This window comes from Verrucomicrobiota bacterium (assembly GCA_016871535.1).
Taxonomy (GTDB): domain Bacteria; phylum Verrucomicrobiota; class Verrucomicrobiia; order Limisphaerales; family SIBE01; genus VHCZ01.
Window position 1 is genome coordinate 1 of the sequence record VHCZ01000021.1, and the last position, 16,625, is coordinate 16,625.

At 60.8% G+C, this 16,625-nt stretch carries 12 protein-coding genes and 1 pseudogene; 3 read left to right on the forward strand and 10 right to left on the reverse strand.

The genetic code is table 11. The annotated features are described in order from the left end of the window. Window positions 1-122: 122 nt before the first annotated feature. The 5 genes and pseudogenes from FJ398_04900 to FJ398_04920 all read right to left on the reverse strand — a co-directional run bounded on the left by FJ398_04900 (window position 123) and on the right by FJ398_04920 (window position 7,117). Window positions 123-518 (reverse strand): annotated as a pseudogene (locus tag FJ398_04900) (hypothetical protein). Window positions 519-689: 171 nt separating this feature from the next. Then, on the reverse strand, window positions 690-890 hold the full coding sequence (locus tag FJ398_04905) for a hypothetical protein (GenBank protein ID MBM3837295.1): 201 nt from the start codon (window positions 888-890) through the stop codon (window positions 690-692). Window positions 891-995: 105 nt separating this feature from the next. Beyond that, a complete protein-coding gene (locus tag FJ398_04910; protein MBM3837296.1) occupies window positions 996-4,526 on the reverse strand; it encodes a c-type cytochrome in 3,531 nt (1,176 codons plus the stop codon). 208 nt (window positions 4,527-4,734) lie between these two features. Then, window positions 4,735-6,024 (reverse strand): MFS transporter, encoded by a 1,290-nt coding sequence (locus FJ398_04915; GenBank protein ID MBM3837297.1) that lies wholly within the window; start codon window positions 6,022-6,024, stop codon window positions 4,735-4,737. A gap of 199 nt (window positions 6,025-6,223) precedes the next feature. Then, entirely contained in the window at window positions 6,224-7,117 is an 894-nt protein-coding gene (locus tag FJ398_04920) for a hypothetical protein (protein MBM3837298.1), read from the reverse strand. Between FJ398_04920 and FJ398_04925 the strand changes: the two genes are divergently transcribed. Continuing rightward, window positions 7,106-7,294 carry a hypothetical protein gene (locus tag FJ398_04925; protein MBM3837299.1) on the forward strand — a complete coding sequence of 63 codons (189 nt, stop codon included), beginning with the start codon at window positions 7,106-7,108 and terminating at the stop codon, window positions 7,292-7,294. The two genes, FJ398_04920 and FJ398_04925, sit on opposite strands and share 12 nt — an antisense overlap. 306 nt (window positions 7,295-7,600) lie before the next feature. Here FJ398_04925 and FJ398_04930 read toward each other — a convergent pair whose 3' ends face one another. The 4 genes from FJ398_04930 to FJ398_04945 all read right to left on the reverse strand — a co-directional run bounded on the left by FJ398_04930 (window position 7,601) and on the right by FJ398_04945 (window position 13,730). Then, a complete protein-coding gene (locus FJ398_04930; GenBank protein MBM3837300.1) occupies window positions 7,601-8,611 on the reverse strand; it encodes a type II secretion system protein in 1,011 nt (336 codons plus the stop codon). Window positions 8,612-8,845: 234 nt separating this feature from the next. Next, on the reverse strand, window positions 8,846-12,178 hold the full coding sequence (locus FJ398_04935; protein ID MBM3837301.1) for a hypothetical protein: 3,333 nt from the start codon (window positions 12,176-12,178) through the stop codon (window positions 8,846-8,848). A 190-nt stretch (window positions 12,179-12,368) separates the two neighbouring features. After that, window positions 12,369-13,295 carry an ABC transporter ATP-binding protein gene (locus FJ398_04940; GenBank protein ID MBM3837302.1) on the reverse strand — a complete coding sequence of 309 codons (927 nt, stop codon included), beginning with the start codon at window positions 13,293-13,295 and terminating at the stop codon, window positions 12,369-12,371. Window positions 13,296-13,301: 6 nt separating this feature from the next. After that, the gene (locus tag FJ398_04945; protein MBM3837303.1) at window positions 13,302-13,730 is read right to left on the reverse strand and encodes a GntR family transcriptional regulator; all 429 of its coding nucleotides are present in this window, start codon (window positions 13,728-13,730) and stop codon (window positions 13,302-13,304) included. A 102-nt stretch (window positions 13,731-13,832) separates the two neighbouring features. On the opposite strand from FJ398_04945, the gene FJ398_04950 reads away from it, so the two are divergent. After that, window positions 13,833-14,087, forward strand: coding sequence for a hypothetical protein (locus FJ398_04950; GenBank protein MBM3837304.1), 255 nt, complete (start codon window positions 13,833-13,835; stop codon window positions 14,085-14,087). A 520-nt stretch (window positions 14,088-14,607) separates the two neighbouring features. Beyond that, a complete protein-coding gene (locus FJ398_04955) occupies window positions 14,608-16,185 on the forward strand; it encodes a VCBS repeat-containing protein (GenBank protein MBM3837305.1) in 1,578 nt (525 codons plus the stop codon). On the opposite strand, the gene FJ398_04960 is transcribed toward FJ398_04955, so the two are convergent. Beyond that, window positions 16,153-16,461, reverse strand: a complete 309-nt coding sequence (locus FJ398_04960; GenBank protein MBM3837306.1) for a hypothetical protein — start codon at window positions 16,459-16,461, stop codon at window positions 16,153-16,155. The two genes, FJ398_04955 and FJ398_04960, sit on opposite strands and share 33 nt — an antisense overlap. Window positions 16,462-16,625: the final 164 nt, after the last annotated feature.

Genomic DNA, 16,625 nt, shown 5'->3' on the forward strand with positions numbered 1-16,625 from the left:
CCAGCCGCTTCACCACCGCCTCCACCTTCTCAGGTTTCACGGCCCAGATTGGTTCCGCTGCAACGCTCATGGCAAATAATGTGGCAAATCCCGCGTTTTCTGGCCATCCCTTCTTTTTGGCCTTAAATCATCTCAGCTTGCACCGGCCCGACCGCCTTCTGCTCCGTCACCAGGCGGATTAGGTCAGGCCAGCTCTGCACGAGGCCGTTGTAGGACAGCGCCTCGGTCGCGCGTTTGTTGCGCTCGCAGAGGGTGTAAAGGCGGTAGGCCAGCTCGCGGGCCGTCTCGGCTTTGGAGCCCAGCTTCGACACCAGCTCCGATGCGGCGCTCTCACCGCCCGTCGCGAGGACGCGGATGAGATGATGCACGGTCTCCCAGTGCGTGAGCCGTGCGTCCGTCGCGGGATCCCAGCCGTCGGGCAGTTCGTCGGGCTTGAGCAGCCTGACCTGGCCCCGGCTGGACTTCAGGATGCCGGCTTCCTCCAACCCGCTCACGCTCGTGTTCTTCGCTTTGCTCAAAATCGCCCAGGGGCGGAGCCAGCCGGCGATGTCCCACGTGTCAAGCCCTGCCGTCAAGACCTCGGTATTGGCCGGTATTGGCCTGCACGCCTTCCTTATAGACGGCGGTGGTCATGGCGGCGCCGTTGTAGGTGTAGGCCACATACGTCCATCGGCCAACGATCACATTCGTCACGCCGCCCCAACCGATGTCGGACGCGTCCCAACGTCCTTCATAGCATCGGACGCATTGGCGGGATTCAGGACGGCGCTATAGCGGCGCTCGAACCAGTCCGGGATTCCGTCGTTGTCTGTATCACCAAGCCGAAACGTGGCTTTCTCTTGATCGAATTTGGTCTGGATCGTCGCGCCATCCAGGGTGGTATCATGCACGCGAATTTTGCGCCGGTCGGCACCGAAAAGTTGCCCACGGTCGCGGCGCCGTTTGTCCAGGTTGGAAGCGGCCCCGTAGGAAGCTGAGATTTGAGATCTGAAAAGTCACTCCTTCGGCAGCAACGATCCATCCGGCTGCGCCAGAAACGCGAGCAAGTCCGCGATGTCCTGCATCGAGAGTCCTTGCTCCAATCCGTCCGGCATGAGCGATTTCCCGTCGGCGCGCAGCTCCTGGATCTGACTTCGCGGAATCGTTTCATCCGGCAAGCTTTGCCGCCGCAAAGTGACGCTGGCAGAAGTTTCAGCCACAAGCAGCCCGGTCACAGACTCTCCGCGCGAGGTCGTGACCGTGTAACTCAGAAAATCCGGCGTCACTTGCCGGCTCGGATCCAGGATATCAATGAGCACGGTCTCGGGCGGGCGGCTCGCGATTCCGGACAAGTCCGGGCCGATCTGTTTTCCGCGGCCTTGAATCGTGTGGCAAACAAAGCAGGTTTTGGCGAACACCTCCGCGCCGCGGCCCGCCTCCCGGTCGAGGGTCAGCGCCGGTTTGAACTTGCGCAAAACCTCTTCGCGATCGGCGGCGACGGTGCTTCGAAAAAGTTTCGTGGCGCGCATTCGTGCTTCGGCGTCGGGAACCTTTTGCAGCGACTGGCGCGCCGAAGCGTCCATTTCAATCGACGGAATCCGGTTTTGTTCGAGCGCATCGAGGAGAGCGACCGTGAGCGCAGGGGAACGCGATGCCACGTTCGCCAATTGCCGCCGCGTGCCTTGCGCATACTCCGCCCAGTTCGCGAAAATCCGAACCGCCAAGTCGGTGTCGGCCACTTTCACCAAAGCATGAATCGCGGCAGATTGGAGTTCCGAAGCCTGTCCGGGCCGCAGCCAATCGAGCGCGACGGCTCCAGCCTCCGGCGCGCGAGATTCAACCAGGACTCGAATGCCGGCCAGTCGCAGGCGTCGCCGTTCTGATTCTGATCTGACCAACCTCAGCGCACGTTCGAGGAAAGCCTGCGGAGAGTCCGCTGGAGTTCGGGCCGTTTGGCGCCGGCGCTCGATCCAATCGCGCAAAGAATGTCCGCGTTGTTCCAGTCCGTCTGCCATTCCCGCGAGAAACACGAGGCGAGCAGGCAGCGTCGCCTCGGAACCGGCCGCCATCGCCCAGGATAAGGACCTTTCCAGATCCTGGCCATCCGGGATCGATCCAATGAGGCGCGCGCACTTCTCGACAAAATAAACCGTGTCATCGTTCGGCAGCGTTTGCCAGGGTCTTTTACCGATCGTCCAATTCGCTCCGACCAATCGGGCGAAAAAGCCCCACGGCCGGGAATTCAAGCTGCTCAGAATCGCCAGGGTCTGCCAGCGATCTGCGACTCCTCGCCGAGCCAACTGCGCGAGCAAATTCTCTCTCTCTGCTGCGGCAAGTCCTCCGGCCGCCAAAGCGAGTTCAAGGCGGACTCGCGCATCGGCATCACCGGCCAGCCGGGTCACGCCTCTCTTGAGCTGCGCCGCGTTGGGCGAGTTTCCGAGGAACCGTTCACTGAGACGCACGGCGTGCTCCCGAATGCGCGGGTCCTTGTCGCGGAGCGCCGACAAAACCGTCCTTTCATCAAGCGCGCCAAGGCCGTCGAGCGTCCACGTCGCGTGCAGACGAGCCAGTGGGATTGCGGATTGCGGATTGCGGATTGCGGATTGCGGATTGCGGATTGCGGATTTGAGGAGTGAGATGGCGGCGCGATCCTGGCGTTCGACCAGAAGCCGCTGCGCCGTATCGCGCCACCAGCCGTTTGGATGGCCCAGCCACTGGACGAGTTCGGCCGTCGAAGCGCCACTCAAAGTAGGACAGGCTTCCAGCCTGTCTGACTTTGTGGCCGCCGCTTTTCCTCCGGAAGTTTGCGTTGCTTTTCGCTTGATCCGCCAGATGCGCCCGTGCTCCGCTCCCGTCCGCCAGGGAATCCGTTTTTCGACGCTTGGGTTATGGACGTACTCCGGATGCTCCACAAACTGGCGGTAAAAATCGACGACGTAAAGCGCGCCGTCCGGTCCCGTGGCGAAGTTCACCGCGTGGAACCAGGGATCGCTCGAAGCCAGAAACTCCTTCCCTTCCTCACCCCGGCGCGCCACGAAAGTCACCCCGTTCGGTTCCAGCACGCGGCGGTGGACGAGATTCCGCAGCGACTCCCCCATGAACGCATTGCCACAGTATTTTTCCCCGAGTGCGTCGCCGCGATAAATCGTCAACCCGGCCAGCGCGTTGAAATGACTGGATGACTCTTTGTTGAAGACCAGCGGCGGCGGCGTGAGCGGAAACACACGGCCGGTGTCGGCCGGCGCGAGGATATCGAGCACGCCTTCGTCCGGCCGCAGTTGCGGATTGCGATTCAAGTAGCGCTCTTCGATGACGACGTGCCGGACCGGAATCGTGTTCCACGACAGAAAGTGGTTTCCCCAATCGTCCCGCGCCCGGCCAAATTGGCTTCGCCCCGCGATGACCTCGAATTCGCCGGTGTCGGGACGGAAGCGCAAATCATGGTTGCGCAGCGACACGCCTTTCGCGGCTGGCTCGTCCGGTCGGCGGATATCGCCATCGCTCCGGCCATTCGCGGCGTAAATCCAGTTGTCGATCCCCCAGGTGAGCCCGTTCACGCGCAACTGCTGGTTGCCTTCGCGAAACCCGGTGAGGATCACGCGGCGTTCGTCGGCTTTTCCATCTCCATTGGTGTCTTTCAGGAACCAGATGTTCGGCGCAGACGTGACCAGGAGGCCGTCCTTCCAGGGCAGGACGCCGTTCGGAAAGGAAAGTCTGTCGGCAAAGACGGTGGCCTTTTCGTACTGGCCATCGCCGTCCAAATCTTCGAGCCGGCGAATCTGGCCCGTGCCCGGGCCCAGAGGATAGTCGATCATCTCCGCGACGAACAGGCGTCCGTCTGCGTCCCAGGCAATTGCCACGGGGCTGATCACGTTGGGTTCAGCGGCGACGAGCTCAACGGTCAGATTCGCATCCGCGAGGCAAAGGGTGGCGAGTTCGTCGGAGGGACTCAGCGGACGGCTTGCTTGACTCGCGGCCACCGCCGTCAGCCCGATGAGATAGAGCCACACTCCAAGCAAAGCGGGTTCTGCCCAGATTCCAATGACTAACAACCTGGTTGTCGGGGAACCACTTTTCCACTCACTCCGGCCCTCTCCCTTATGGCCCTTAGAGCCTGCCTGAAAATTGTCTTCTGGGTGGAACAGGCCACCGGCCTGTTGCGGCGGGCTACCAGCCCGCCGGGCCTTTTGGCGGCAGGTTGCCGCCAAACACAGGCTGGTAGCCTGGCTGGTAGCCCGTTCCACCCATTTTTCAGACAGGCTCTTAGGGAGAGGGAGCCTCGATCTAAGGATTTCGTGGGGTCGAGCGGCGCAGGTCGATCCTCGATCAGGATGGTCTGTTCCCTCCCCATAAACCTGACTCAACCGCGGATAACACGGATCACGCGGATAAGACCCTTCTCTATCTGCGAAATCCGCGGAATCCGTGGTCAAAGAATCTGTTCGGGGGGTCAATATGCGAGCTTCGATCGGAGAATTCTCCCCCTGAGAGAGAGGGCCAGGGTGAGGGGGAACGCGGTAACACAGTCGTTGGAGGCCGTCTGGCATAGTGTGGCGCAAGATCACAGGTCGCGGACTCTCGTCAAGGCTGGAGAGTGTTAGACTGCGAACGAGGCATCCAAAGTTTATCAGCGTCGGTGGTTCGCCGATGTTTTGGGACTGCGGTGGCAGAGCGCAGCGGCGACACCGAGAAGCTTGGCCAGCGCGGCCAAAGCGGCGTGGCGCTTCGCTTCCCGCCGCAGTCCAAAAAGCGAGATCAATCCGGCAAGGGTTGGTTCCTGGTTTCGGGAAGAAACAGAATGATAATCAGCCCGAGACTGAACAGAAGGCCCAGCAGGGTGACCGCCAGGCGCAGGTCCATTCCAGGAAGCGACTTTAGCCAGCCGGAAAACCAGAGCATCGGCGCCGCGAGAATGCGCCCGCCGTTGAAACAAAAGCCCGTGCCTGTGGCGCGCAAGTGCGTCGGGAAGAGCTCCGGAAAATATATCGCGTATCCGGCGTGCATGCTCAGCGTGAAGAATCCAAACACCGGGAGCAAGATCAGCAGTTGAAAATAATTCCGCGGGAGATAGCACGTGATGGGCACCATCGCCAGCGCGGCCAGGTGCAACAACGCGAAGGTTCGCTTGCGGCCCAGGCGGACGCAAATCGGCCCGAACGCCAGCAAGCCCAAACCGCCGCCCGCAGTCTCAACGATTCCGTAGGCGAACTTCGCCCTTTCTGCGGCGATCTTTTCCGCCACCCCGCCGTTGAGCATGATTTGTTTCGCGAGGTCTTGTCCGGCGACGGTCACTCCCCAGAATGTCGCCAATCCCACCGCGGCCAGGAGCATGCCCAGAAACGCCCGCGGCCCCCATTGCGGATGGAGGAGCAGTTCCCGAAAGCTGCCGAGCTTGACGGATTGCCCGCCTGCCGCCCGGTCGCTCCAACTTTCCGATTCGTTGACGCTGGCGCGGACCCAAAGGACGAGCAGCGCTGGAAGCACCCCAATCAGGAATGCGTAGCGCCATTGCGCGCCCACGGCCAGACCGGCCAGGGCTGCCATCCACGTGCCGAAGATGCTGGTGGCATGGAAAATCCCCGAGGCATGGGCCCGCGCAGATTTGGGAAAAACTTCAGCCACCAGACTGGCGGCGACCGCCCATTCGCCGCCCACGCCCATCGCGACGAGAAACCGCAGCACCGCCACTTGCCACAACGATTGCGCGAAGAACGTCAGTCCGGAGAAAATCGAATACATGAGGATCGTCACGATCATGGTGGGCCGCCGGCCGAAGCGATCGGCGAGCGAACCGAAAAGCAATCCGCCCGTCGTCCCGCCCACCAGGAAGATGCCGAGGAAAGCATCGCCGTACCGTTTGATGGCCGGATCGCCCGGGCCGACGTTCAGGATGTCGGCCAGGAGTTGGTTGCGGGTGATGTTGAAGAGCTGGCCTTCAAAGGTGTCGAAAGCCCAGCCGGCTGAGGCAATGGCGAGGACGAGCCACTGGTAGCGCGTCACGCCGGTGTACCAACGCGAGGCTTTCTCTTCGGTGGCGGCAAACATGGGGTCCGGGTTCGGGCGCAAGAACAACAGCCCTGCCTGCGACGGTCAAACTCAAAAGCCGGCGTAACGGCGCTAAAATGTTAAATGGGTTGAATCGTTAAATCGGTTAAATGAGCCTTGCACCTTCTTGCGGCAGATCGAATCGCTGCTGATGGCTGTCGTCAGGAGCGCAAATTCGTGAAATTCGTGTCGCTCGAATTTAACGCGCCGGCACAGCGAAGAATTCCGGGTAATGTTTGGCGAGAGAAGAAAGGAGCGCCAGGGCCACGCAAACGCCGAGGATGAATCCGATCAGCCAGAGCCAGAATCGAGCGGGGATGTAGAAGGGGGCAGCCGGGCTTCCGATTTCTTTTCGAGAGTACACACGCTGGCCCAGCCACAAGGCGCCCGCGCCCGCCACGAGCAGGAGCGGGAAAGAAAAAAAGCCGGTCAGCGATTCCCAGAGGTGTTGCTCGTACCAAAAGCCCAATTGCACGAGAAACAAGGCGGTCAGCGCCGCCCAAAACCACGCGGTCATCACCAGGGTCCGCGAATGGGTGTTGGCCGCCAGTGCGAACGAGAACGCAAACACCGCGAAGGGCAGGGCGCCCACCAGGCCGTAAAGCAACCCAGGCTTCAGAATCGGCAAAGGTTTGATGATGCCCGTGCCCACGTAGAAGCGTGCTAGAATCTGCGGCAGGTCAAATCCCAGCGCGAAGAGGTTCATCGCCGTCAGCAGGAGAAGCGTTCCGCCGCCCACGGTCGCGCGCGCCCAGTAGCGGGCGGAGCGGCCGGCGGGCAAGGCAAAGGAGAATTCCTCGCAGCCTTCCAGGACGTCTCCGCCTCCGTAAGCCGGGCCCGCCAGCAACGCGTACACCCCGCCCAGCAGAAGAATCCAGCCGGGACTGATGAAAAGCGGAGAGCCCCAGACCCCGATCAACCACAACGCCAGAAAGAAGAGCAATAGCTTGCTATGCGCGAACCACTCCGCCCAGAGCAATCCCCGCAACGGAGAACTTCTCGCGCGGAGACGTTCGCTCACCGCGCGCGCCGCTTCCACGCTCGCGCTGGCAAGTTTTGAGGAGAACAGTTCTTTACTGATGTGGTCCAGCATACATCAAGCATCCAGGTAGGGCGAGCCTGTCCCCAGCGAGCCGATCCGGACGTGTTCCAAGCCCGTGGAGCGGCTCGCCGGGACGGCTGGCCCTACCTTGAACCCGACGGTAGGGCTGCGTTCCCGCGCAGCCGCGTTTTTGACGATGCGGCGGCGCAGCAGCGCCGTCTGTGTTAGCCGTAGCGCAGATTTTCAATCTGCCGTATCGCGCATTCCGCAAGCGGCCCCAAGATCGAGCGCTCTGGAACTTGCCTGAACGCCGCCGATTACAAATCGGCGATACGGCAGAGTGCAACTCTGCGCTACAGCGGACACCTCGCTCACACATCCCCACCGCCGCCCGACCCTCGATGGGATCAGCCGATCTTTTCATACGCCGCGATGAATCAGGGACGCGCCCAGTCGCGCGTCCCTGATTTCGTCTTTTTGGACGCCCCACACGGGTGTCCACTCGTGTTTTCCCGCAAGATTGATACACCGGATTCACGGCACGGATTCGTCCGTGAACAAGCGCCACGGATAACTGCTCGGCGCGGGGGACATGGCCGGTGCCGCCTGCGGCGCCGTCAAAGCCGGGCCGGCCGCAAAAGCCGACGGCGGCGCCGCGGCGACCTCGGCGTCCACCACGCTTCTGGACTCGATGTTCGCTACCGGTTCCCAAAAGACCTGGCGTTTGACGACCGCCCCATCGCGTTGCGCGCGCAGGAGCAAGCCCTGGAAGTCGCGAATGCTGGGGGAATTCAAGTTTGGTTTTCCCAGCCCGTGAAGCTGACAGGCAGCGATGCCCGCGCTGGGATCCGCTTTGGCGAGGCGATTCCACGCTTCGTCATCCCAGGACAACGGGTGCAAATAGGAGTAAGGAATCTCCCGTATTGGGTCCGTGTGGCCCGCGACTTTCAGCGCTTCGGTTGCGGGAGCGGCTTTGAGCAAGGAAGTGGGTTCGCCAAAGCGCGATCCTTCCACCAGGCCGCCCCAGTTCCGAGTTTTGTCTTCGGGACAAAGCAGCACGGCGGGAGCGGGAAGGTATTTGGCCGTCACCAAAGCGCCCAGGTAGTTCGGACGCTTCTGTTCGTCGTCCAAATACATGTTGAAGGCGAGGCTGACTTGCCGAAGGTTCGAAGTGCAGGCCACCTGCCGGGCTTTTCGCTTCGCCGAACTCAGCGCGGTTGAGAGCAACGTGGCGAGCACGGCGATGATCGCGATCACCGTCAGCAATTCGACCAGCGTGAAGGCCTGAATCTTCCGGCCGCGCCCGGAGCCGACTCGAGGTCGAGTTTGCCTGGAAGGTTCCAACGGGACATTCGCCGAAGGCCGGCCTTGGGCGGCGCTGAGGATTTCCTTTTCTGCGCACCTCAAGTCGGGCGTCCAACCGCTCGCCTCGAACCGACCCAGCGGGATGGTCAGGCGCGGAGCTCTTTCCTGAACGTCCCGCTCATCCGTCCTACGGACACCCTCTCCCCCTCCGATGGGGAGAGGGACAGGGTACAATGCCATTGAATTAACTCTGTGGAGTTCTCCTGCTCCTAATCCTAATCCTAATCCTAATCGTTCAGAGACAAGCGCTCTTCGAGTAAGAGTAAGAGTAGGATTACGATGAAGAATCACGCTCAAAGTCCAATGCGCGAAGCCCTTCGCGGGATTCTCTCCTCGTTCTGGATGGGAATCAAACATGGATCAGGTCCAGCCTGGGGTAAGGCAGACCCGAAGGTCTGCCCTACCGGACCGTCGTCATTGATTGATCGCAATGCGCGTGACGCCGTATGGGCCCAGCGGAATCCACAGCCCGCGATCCCGCGTGCCGGTCGCGAACTCCAAATTGTAGCCGATGCATCCGAGCGGCGCGCCGGTTGCGCGCAGCTTCAACTCCGACGGATTGGAGGCGTCGTACAACTGGATCTTGTTGTTCACTTGCGCGGCCAGCAGATCTCCGAACTTCCGCAAATCGTTCGCCGGCGAGGTCAAGGCCGTGGAACTCAGCCGGGTGAATTTGCCCGTGTCGGCCAGGGTCCAGACTTCCAATGAGCCGGCAGTGCTTCCGGTGCTTCCCGGAGCGGGCGCCGGCTTCGTCGCGTCCACGACTTTCGGTTCCGTTGTCGGAGCGCTGGCGGCCCGGACATCGAGCACTTGCCCGATGAACAGATTCGCATCGTTTGCGAGCACGGGGTGCGGCCAGGTCTGAGGCAACTGAATCGAATCGACGCCGTGCGTCGCGACGCCGTCGTAAGCCACCGCATCGAGGTACTCCCTCATGTCCGTCCATTTCTCAACGTCCGTGTAACGATAGCCCTGCGTGTAGAGCAACTGGCCTTTGTGCGCGACGCCGATGAGCGCGCCCGGAAGGGCGACAGGTTTCCGCACGCTCGGCTCTTTCGGATCGGCGTAGTTGATCACGTCGAGGAAATAGCGCTGCGCCCAGACCCCGGGGGCCGGTTCGATCGTTGGTTTTGTGCTATCAATCCAATGCGGCGGCTTGAGGTAAGGCAAGTACTCCGAGGCCTGGTGACTGAGGTAAACCAGGCCATCGACCGCGAACGCTTTGCTGAAGCTCCACCAATAGTTGGTTCCGTTGACTTTGACTTCCGAGAGGAAGGCCGGCTGACCGGCGTTCGCCACGTCGTAAGCCACGAAGATCGCTTCGGAACTGCCCCGCCACGGCGCAAAGCCAATGCGTGAATCGATCGGGGCGGCGATCCTGGGCGAGCCGACCGCGGAGTCCTCAGCCAGAATCCGCCACGGTCCGCCGTAGCTGCTCGTATTCCAAACGAGCACGCCCGGTTTCGGCCAGAGCGCGGTGAGCGAAGACCAATAGCGGTTTTCGAATTGGGTTTTGGTTTGGCTCAGCAGCGTTACCTCCGGCAGTTTCGAGAGATCGTAAATCGAGAGGGTCAGAGCGGCTTCATTCGTCCTCACGAGACGCCAGGAGCTGGCCGCCGGATCTTTTTCCCACACGTATTCCGTGGACTTGCCTTGCGCGACGTAGAGGCGCTGGTGGCGGGCTGCTGCTCCCAAGAACGGCACGTCCGACAGGCTCACATGTTTCAGGACCTTGGATGGATCATCGGCCTGAACCACGCGCAGCGACACTGGGGTATTCCATTGCGAACTGATTTCGATCAGGTGTTGCCCTTCGAGATAAACTCGGTCCGCGGCCCAGGAGAGTTCCGTCGAGGAAACCACGCGCGGACGATCGCGATCCGTGGCATCAACGCTCAACAGCTCTTGCCCGGAGACGGAGAGGATGCGGTCCCGGTGAATGGTCGCGCGGCGGGGTTGAAGTTCGTGCTCGATCGCGCCGCGCTTGCGAAGCGTGTCGCGTTCCAGGTCGATCAGGTGAACGCCTTGGAAATAGCCGTCCGCTCCGTAAGTGGAGTAGGGCACCAGCAGCAGCTTCTCCTCCGGCAGGACGCCGAAAGCTTTCTCATCGTAGTTCGCCTCGCTGGATGAATATTGCTCGCCGAGGATGACTTTGCTCAGAAGCGAAGGTTTGGCGGGATTTTCAACGTCGAAAAGCTGGACGGCCGTCCGCCAGCCCGCCGTATTGTCCAGCCCGATGGTCACGAGCCGGCCATTCAGCGGCTGGATGTAGGTCGAGTAGCCCGGAATCTCCAGCTCGGAAACCTTCTTGGGATTGGCCGGATCGGAAAGATCGATGATCCAGAGCGGGTCGATCCGGAAAAACGTGACCGCGTAGAGCAAATCGCCGTCGAAGCGCGTGGCGTGCAGTTGCTCGCGCTCGATGATCTTGAGGACGGCCAGGTGCTTGGGGGATTTGGGATCGGCCAGCGAATACGTTTCGACCTGGGTGGAGGGATTGTTCCGCGTTAAATTCCAGGTCTCCGTGACCGCCGAGAACGTGGTGCCGTCGAGGTTCATCTTGAACTTGTCCTTGACCTTGCCCGTGGCCGGAATGCTCGAAAGCTTCCGCATCGTGCCGTCCGGCGCGGAGATGTCGAAGACGTGGATGAGAGAGTTTCCGTTCCAGGAATTCTGATTGGGCGCCGGGGCGGCCACAAAAAGGTATTGGTCGGTGGCCATGATGGCATTGATGTTTTGATACATCCCGCTTGAAACCCATTCCTTGGATTTGACGGCCGGTTTGGCGAAGTCGCTGAGATCGAAGGAAGTCACCTGGCTGCCCCATTCCCACGCTTCTTGAGGTCGGCCGCCAGGTTTAGCGGGCAGCAGCATGGGCTGGTAGCGTTCGGACACGACGTAGAGCGCGGTGCCGACGAGGCGGCTTTCGCGGATTTGTCCGGAAATGGCGAGTTCGGCGACGGGCGCGGGCTGTCCATCCTTCACTTCCAGGAGCATGAGTTCGCTCTCGGCGGTTGGGCCCCAATTGCAATTGTCTCGCGCGAGCAAAACCACCTGGCTCGATCCCAGCAGGTACATCTGCTCGCCGGCCGCCGGGAGGTTGAACGTCCCGCGAACCACCGGCTTGTCCGGCTGCGCAATGTCGATGACCTGAAGCCCGCGGTACTGATTGAAAAAGTAAAGCGTGTCACCGTTGAGCTTCCAGATGTCCGATTCGACGACGCTGCGCGCGGCCGACCCTGACGCGTTCTCAGCGGGGGCAGCCACTTTGGCGCGATCATCGAAAGCCGTCGCCATCGGCGGCGCGGCGGCGAGATTGTTGTTCCCGACGCCGCTAACCGCGAACTGGATGGAATTCGTGCCCTTGAAAAATGTGGCTGGGATGGTCTCGGTAGTGTCGCCGCGGGCGCGAATCAACTCCATCGTCTCGGTGCGCGGGATGCGGAAGGTGACCGCCTTCACGGGCGTTGTGAACTCGGACATGCGCTGGATCGCGCGTGGATCCCACGCGCCGCTGCCGACGCGAAGCCGGGATTCCAACACGACGGTTTTGACGTCAGCCGACACATCGACCGTCACCACGATATTCGTGCCGTCGAGCCGGATGGATTGGATGGCCACCAGACTGCCCGGGAGAATTCCTCCGGGGTTGCTGCCAGGCGTTTGGCCCTGGACGTGCTGAGCGGACTGAAGTGCCAGTCCGAGGAGCAATGCCAGGATTGAGTTTTGGAATTTGGTACGTCTCATATGCGATTCGGTTTGAATTAAGACTTCATCAACTACTCACAGTGGGATACCGCCAAAGGAATGGACGCGAAACCGAAGCGGCAGTCCCTGCGTTTGATTCGCGTGCATTGGCGTCCATTCACGGTTGAACCGAAAGATCTCTGCTGGCGTTTTCATCAGGAATCCGGTCGCTTCATCTTCGGTGTCACCTTCACTCGACTCGGGCCGCTTCAAAGTCCTCCCGCGTGTTTTGCCCGACGACCTCGATGAAGATTTCTTCGAGGCTCATGGGAAAAATCTGCACCCGCACACCGGGCCTGGTTTTCAGAGATTCAAAGTATTGATGGTCCGCATGCCGAGTAATCGCGGTCACGACTGGTCCTGCCGTTTCGGTTCTTGTCGCGCCGGGGATGGACAAATTCTGCGGTGGAGAATCACCCGGGAAAATGATTTGAACGCGCCGGGTGCTGGCCTGCAGTTCATCCAGCCGGGCGCTCAGCAACAGTCGCCCTCGATCCATAAACCCGATGCACTCCGCGATCCGTTCCACATCCGCCGTGACGTGCGTGCTGAAAAGCACGGTGCAACCTTCGCCCCGGCTGATCACGCTCACCAACTCTTCGACCAATTCCCGCCGCGCGATCGGATCGAGTCCGGCCGCCGGCTCATCCAGGAGCAACACTTCCGGTTGCGGGGCCAAAGCCAGAGCAATGGCGGCTTTTCTTTGTTCGCCGTTCGAAAGCCGGCCGACCGCGCGATTCCAGGGCAATAACCAGCGGCGCGCCAGGTCGGTGATCACGTCCTGATTCCAGCGCTCGTAGAAATGCGACACGTACCGGCAAAGTTCACCAAGGGTCATCCAACTGGGAAGCTGTTCGGTTTGGGAGACGTAAGCGATCCGTGATCTCGACCCGCGAGGCGCGTTCCAGAGATTCGATCCAAGAAGCAGAGCCGTCCCGTGGTCCGGCCTCAAGAGACCCATCAAGAGGCGCAAGGCGGTCGTCTTTCCGGCCCCATTCCGCCCCATGAGTCCGAACACAGCGCCGCGCTCGACCTGGAGATCCAGACCGCTGACCGCAACCGCACCGCCAGGGAATGCCTTGGTCAAATCGATCGCTTGAATGGCGTAGTCCTTCATCGCGTTTCAGCTTCTGTTATCGCCGCGTTTTTGGGCGAAGGTTCCCAGGTCCCGGCCTGCGATGTCGTTAAACTCTTCATTGAGCACGCGCAATACCACTTCCGGTGTAGCGCCCATCTGGGCGGCCTCGACGGCAAGCTGCCGGGCCAGGCGGCGCAACGCTTTTTCGCGTTCGCGGTCGGAAAGGCGGGTCGAGCCTTCGGCCACGAAGGCTCCTTTGCCGTGACGCATTTCGATGACTTGCTCATGTTCGAGTTCCGAGTAAGCCTTGACCACCGTCGTTGGATTCACCGCCAGCTTCTGCGCAAGTTCCCGGATCGAAGGCAACTGATCGCCCGGGCGCAACGTGCCAGACGCCACGTAATATTTGATCTGATCCATCACCTGCCGGTAAACCGGCAAACCGGAGTGCGGATCGATCTGGAAATGGAGCATGGTTGCCTTTTCTCAGTCCGTTGAGTGTATGATAACACCCATACAGTAAGTGTCAACTGGAACTTTTTTTGCCCCCCTGATCCTTGTTGTCTTGTCGGCAGCGTGAGCTTGAAACTGACAAACGACGGAGTTCTGCCTGGTGGCAGCGTGACGCCGAATCTGAATTTCGGAGGGCTGCAAGTGCCGATCTCATTCCGGGTGAGCTCAAGCGGCGTCGCTTCGTTCTCCGGCAACAAATCGGTCGATTCCGGCTGGGTGAGGTTCTGCGACTCGCCCGCGCCCTCGGCATCGTTCTTCAATCAGAACCCGCCGAATCCGCCGGAAGGCGACCTGGTGAATGCGTTCCTATCTGTGTGAATCCGTGTGATCCGTGGTCAAATTTCAAATCTCTTTCGCTAGGTTTCAGCCCTGACAGAGCGCTCAATCGCCATGCCAGAATGTCATCTGCATGGCCCGTGAACAGTGTGAGCCTCGAAAGTCGGTGAAGTTGAGGGAGCAGATTGTCGTCTTTGATCCCCAACTCGGCGAGCTCCACTCCGATTACGCGGACGTCCTGGAATGCCGGCCTGCTAATCGGACGGCCTCTGCGACGGCCGCGCGCGGCACTCGGCCACGCCATTCCTTCACGATCTTATCGTTTCATAGGACGACGCAAAGGATGCGCGCGACAAGCGGCGAAGGCAAATCGCCTTCGCGGCTGCCAGCAATTCTGCCCTTGAACCGGAGTGCCGGTCTCCGATCCGGCAAGGTTCCGCTTCGAGTCGTGCCGGGCCGGAGGCCGGCACTCCAATCCCGGTTCTGGAGTACCCTCCTAAAGTCCGTTTCGTTGCCGTAAGTCGTTGCTCACTTCGGAACGTTGTCCTAAGTTCGCGTCCCGATGCGCCGATCCGTCCTCAACGTAGGACAGGCTTGCAGCCTGTCTCACCGAGTTTCGCTCTTGGGACGCGTTTGGCTGAGCTTGTTGACGGTCCTGCCTTCGACTTGGGGTCAAACAGAGCCGGCCACCACGCGTGAATTTCAGCGAGGCAAGGAACTGGCGCAACGGTACTGCGCTACCTGCCACCTTTTTCCCGACCCAAATCTCCTGGATCGATCCACCTGGCAGAAAGGCACCATGCCGTTCCTGCGAGGCCGGCTGGGCATTGACCGCCTCGACCCAACCGATCCGGATCACCGCGTCGTCTTGGACGAATGGCAACTCGTCTGGAAGTACTACTTCGCCGCCGCGCCGGAGAAAGCCTTGCCGCTAGGACCGCGCGCGCCCATTCAAATGGACCTGAAGAGATTCTCCGTCGTGAATCCCGGATACCGGCCCGGCCAACGTTTCGTCACGCTCACGCAAATCGATCCGGCAACCTGCCGGATTTACGTCGGCAACGCCCAGACCAAAACGCTCGATGTGCTCGACGCCAGTGGGAAACTGCTTTCGTCGCTCGCGGTGGAAAGCCCTCCAGTTGGACTGGCGCGGCGTTCCAGCGGCTGGTTTTGCACGTTGATTGGGCGTGTGCCGCCGCACGATCAGCGATTGGGCAAAGTGATTCAGCTCGACAACAAAGGCGACACATTTGCCTGGCGCGCCGACGCGCTGGCCAACCTCGGGCGGCCCACTCACTCCGCATTTGGTGATCTGAACGGCGATGGCCGCGAAGACCTCGTGGTTTCTGGTTTTGGAAACATCATGGGCGAGTTGGCGTGGTACGAGCAGCGAAGCGACGGCGGGTACATTCCTCACGTGATCTATGATCGCCCGGGCGCCGTGCGCACTGAGCTGTTCGATTTCAACAAGGATGGCCACCTGGACATCCTCGTCCTGATGGCTCAGGCGAAGGAAGGCATTTACCTGTTGCTGAACAACGGCCACGGCCAATTCACCGAGAAACCCGTCGTGGAGCAGCACCCGGTTTGGGGCTACGCGGGATTCCAACTGGTTGATTTCAACAAGGACGGTTTCATGGATGTGCTGACAGCCAACGGCGACAATGGCGAATATCCGTCGTGCCTGAAAAATTACCATGGCATCCGGCTTTATTTGAACGACGGGCAAACTCGTTTTCGGGAAGCTTTCTTCTACCCGCTCAATGGCGCGTTCAAAGCCGTGGCGGCGGATTTCGACCTGGACGGCGACTCCGACATCGCGGCGATCTCGTATTTTCCGGACTACGAATCGTCGCCGGAAGAAAGCTTCGTCTATCTCGAAAACAAAGGCGGCCTGAAGTTTGACGCGTTCTCATTTCCGGAAAGCGTTTCGGGCCGCTGGCTCGTGATGGACGCCGGGGATGTCGATGGCGACGGCGATCCGGACATCGTGCTCGGCGCGGCCAACCGCACGCCGTATAAAGTGAACCCCGCGCTTTACGAGAAATGGCAGAACGACGGCCCTTCCATTTTGATACTGAAGAATGAAGTCATTTCAGGACGGCGTTCACCAGCCCGGCGGATCGATTGCGGTCTCTGATCGAGCCGGGCCGGAGGCCGGCGCTCCAGTGCCATGAAACGTCCACAACGGGAGCGATTCAGCTTTCGGTTCCCGTTCCGCCAAGTCGAGCCGGCAAAGGTTGTCGGAAAAATAGTTCGCGACATAGAGCCGCGAACCAGCCACAGCAACGGCGCGGGGACCTTGGCCGGAAAGCGGCACTCGTTTGCGGACGCGAACCGGGTGCTGGGGCGGCCGGGAGATGTTGCGTCCGTCATTGGCGTAGGCGCCGATTCTGAGATTGAAGAAGCTCGCCATCAATCACACACGGTTCCACGCCCCGCCGCCCCGCCGCCGTTTGGGCTCCTGGAGGACAAACTGGAGCCTTCTGTGCGTCCGAGCGGCCTTCAGGCATCGTTCAGGAATTGCGCAATGCGAAATCCGGGCCGTTACTTCACCTTATTGACGGGCTGATCCGGATG

Excerpts from the sequence above, each read along its gene's own strand:
- FJ398_04945 (MBM3837303.1), bottom strand. The coding sequence starts at position 13,730 with ATGCTCCATTTCCAGATCGATCCGCACTCCGGTTTGCCGGTTTACCGG.
- FJ398_04955 (MBM3837305.1), top strand. The coding sequence starts at position 14,608 with ATGCGCCGATCCGTCCTCAACGTAGGACAGGCTTGCAGCCTGTCTCAC.
- FJ398_04935 (MBM3837301.1), bottom strand. The coding sequence starts at position 12,178 with ATGAGACGTACCAAATTCCAAAACTCAATCCTGGCATTGCTCCTCGGA.
- FJ398_04960 (MBM3837306.1), bottom strand. The coding sequence starts at position 16,461 with ATGGCGAGCTTCTTCAATCTCAGAATCGGCGCCTACGCCAATGACGGA.
- FJ398_04915 (MBM3837297.1), bottom strand. The coding sequence starts at position 6,024 with ATGTTTGCCGCCACCGAAGAGAAAGCCTCGCGTTGGTACACCGGCGTG.
- FJ398_04930 (MBM3837300.1), bottom strand. The coding sequence starts at position 8,611 with ATGGCATTGTACCCTGTCCCTCTCCCCATCGGAGGGGGAGAGGGTGTC.
- FJ398_04920 (MBM3837298.1), bottom strand. The coding sequence starts at position 7,117 with ATGCTGGACCACATCAGTAAAGAACTGTTCTCCTCAAAACTTGCCAGC.
- FJ398_04940 (MBM3837302.1), bottom strand. The coding sequence starts at position 13,295 with ATGAAGGACTACGCCATTCAAGCGATCGATTTGACCAAGGCATTCCCT.
- FJ398_04910 (MBM3837296.1), bottom strand. The coding sequence starts at position 4,526 with ATGCCAGACGGCCTCCAACGACTGTGTTACCGCGTTCCCCCTCACCCT.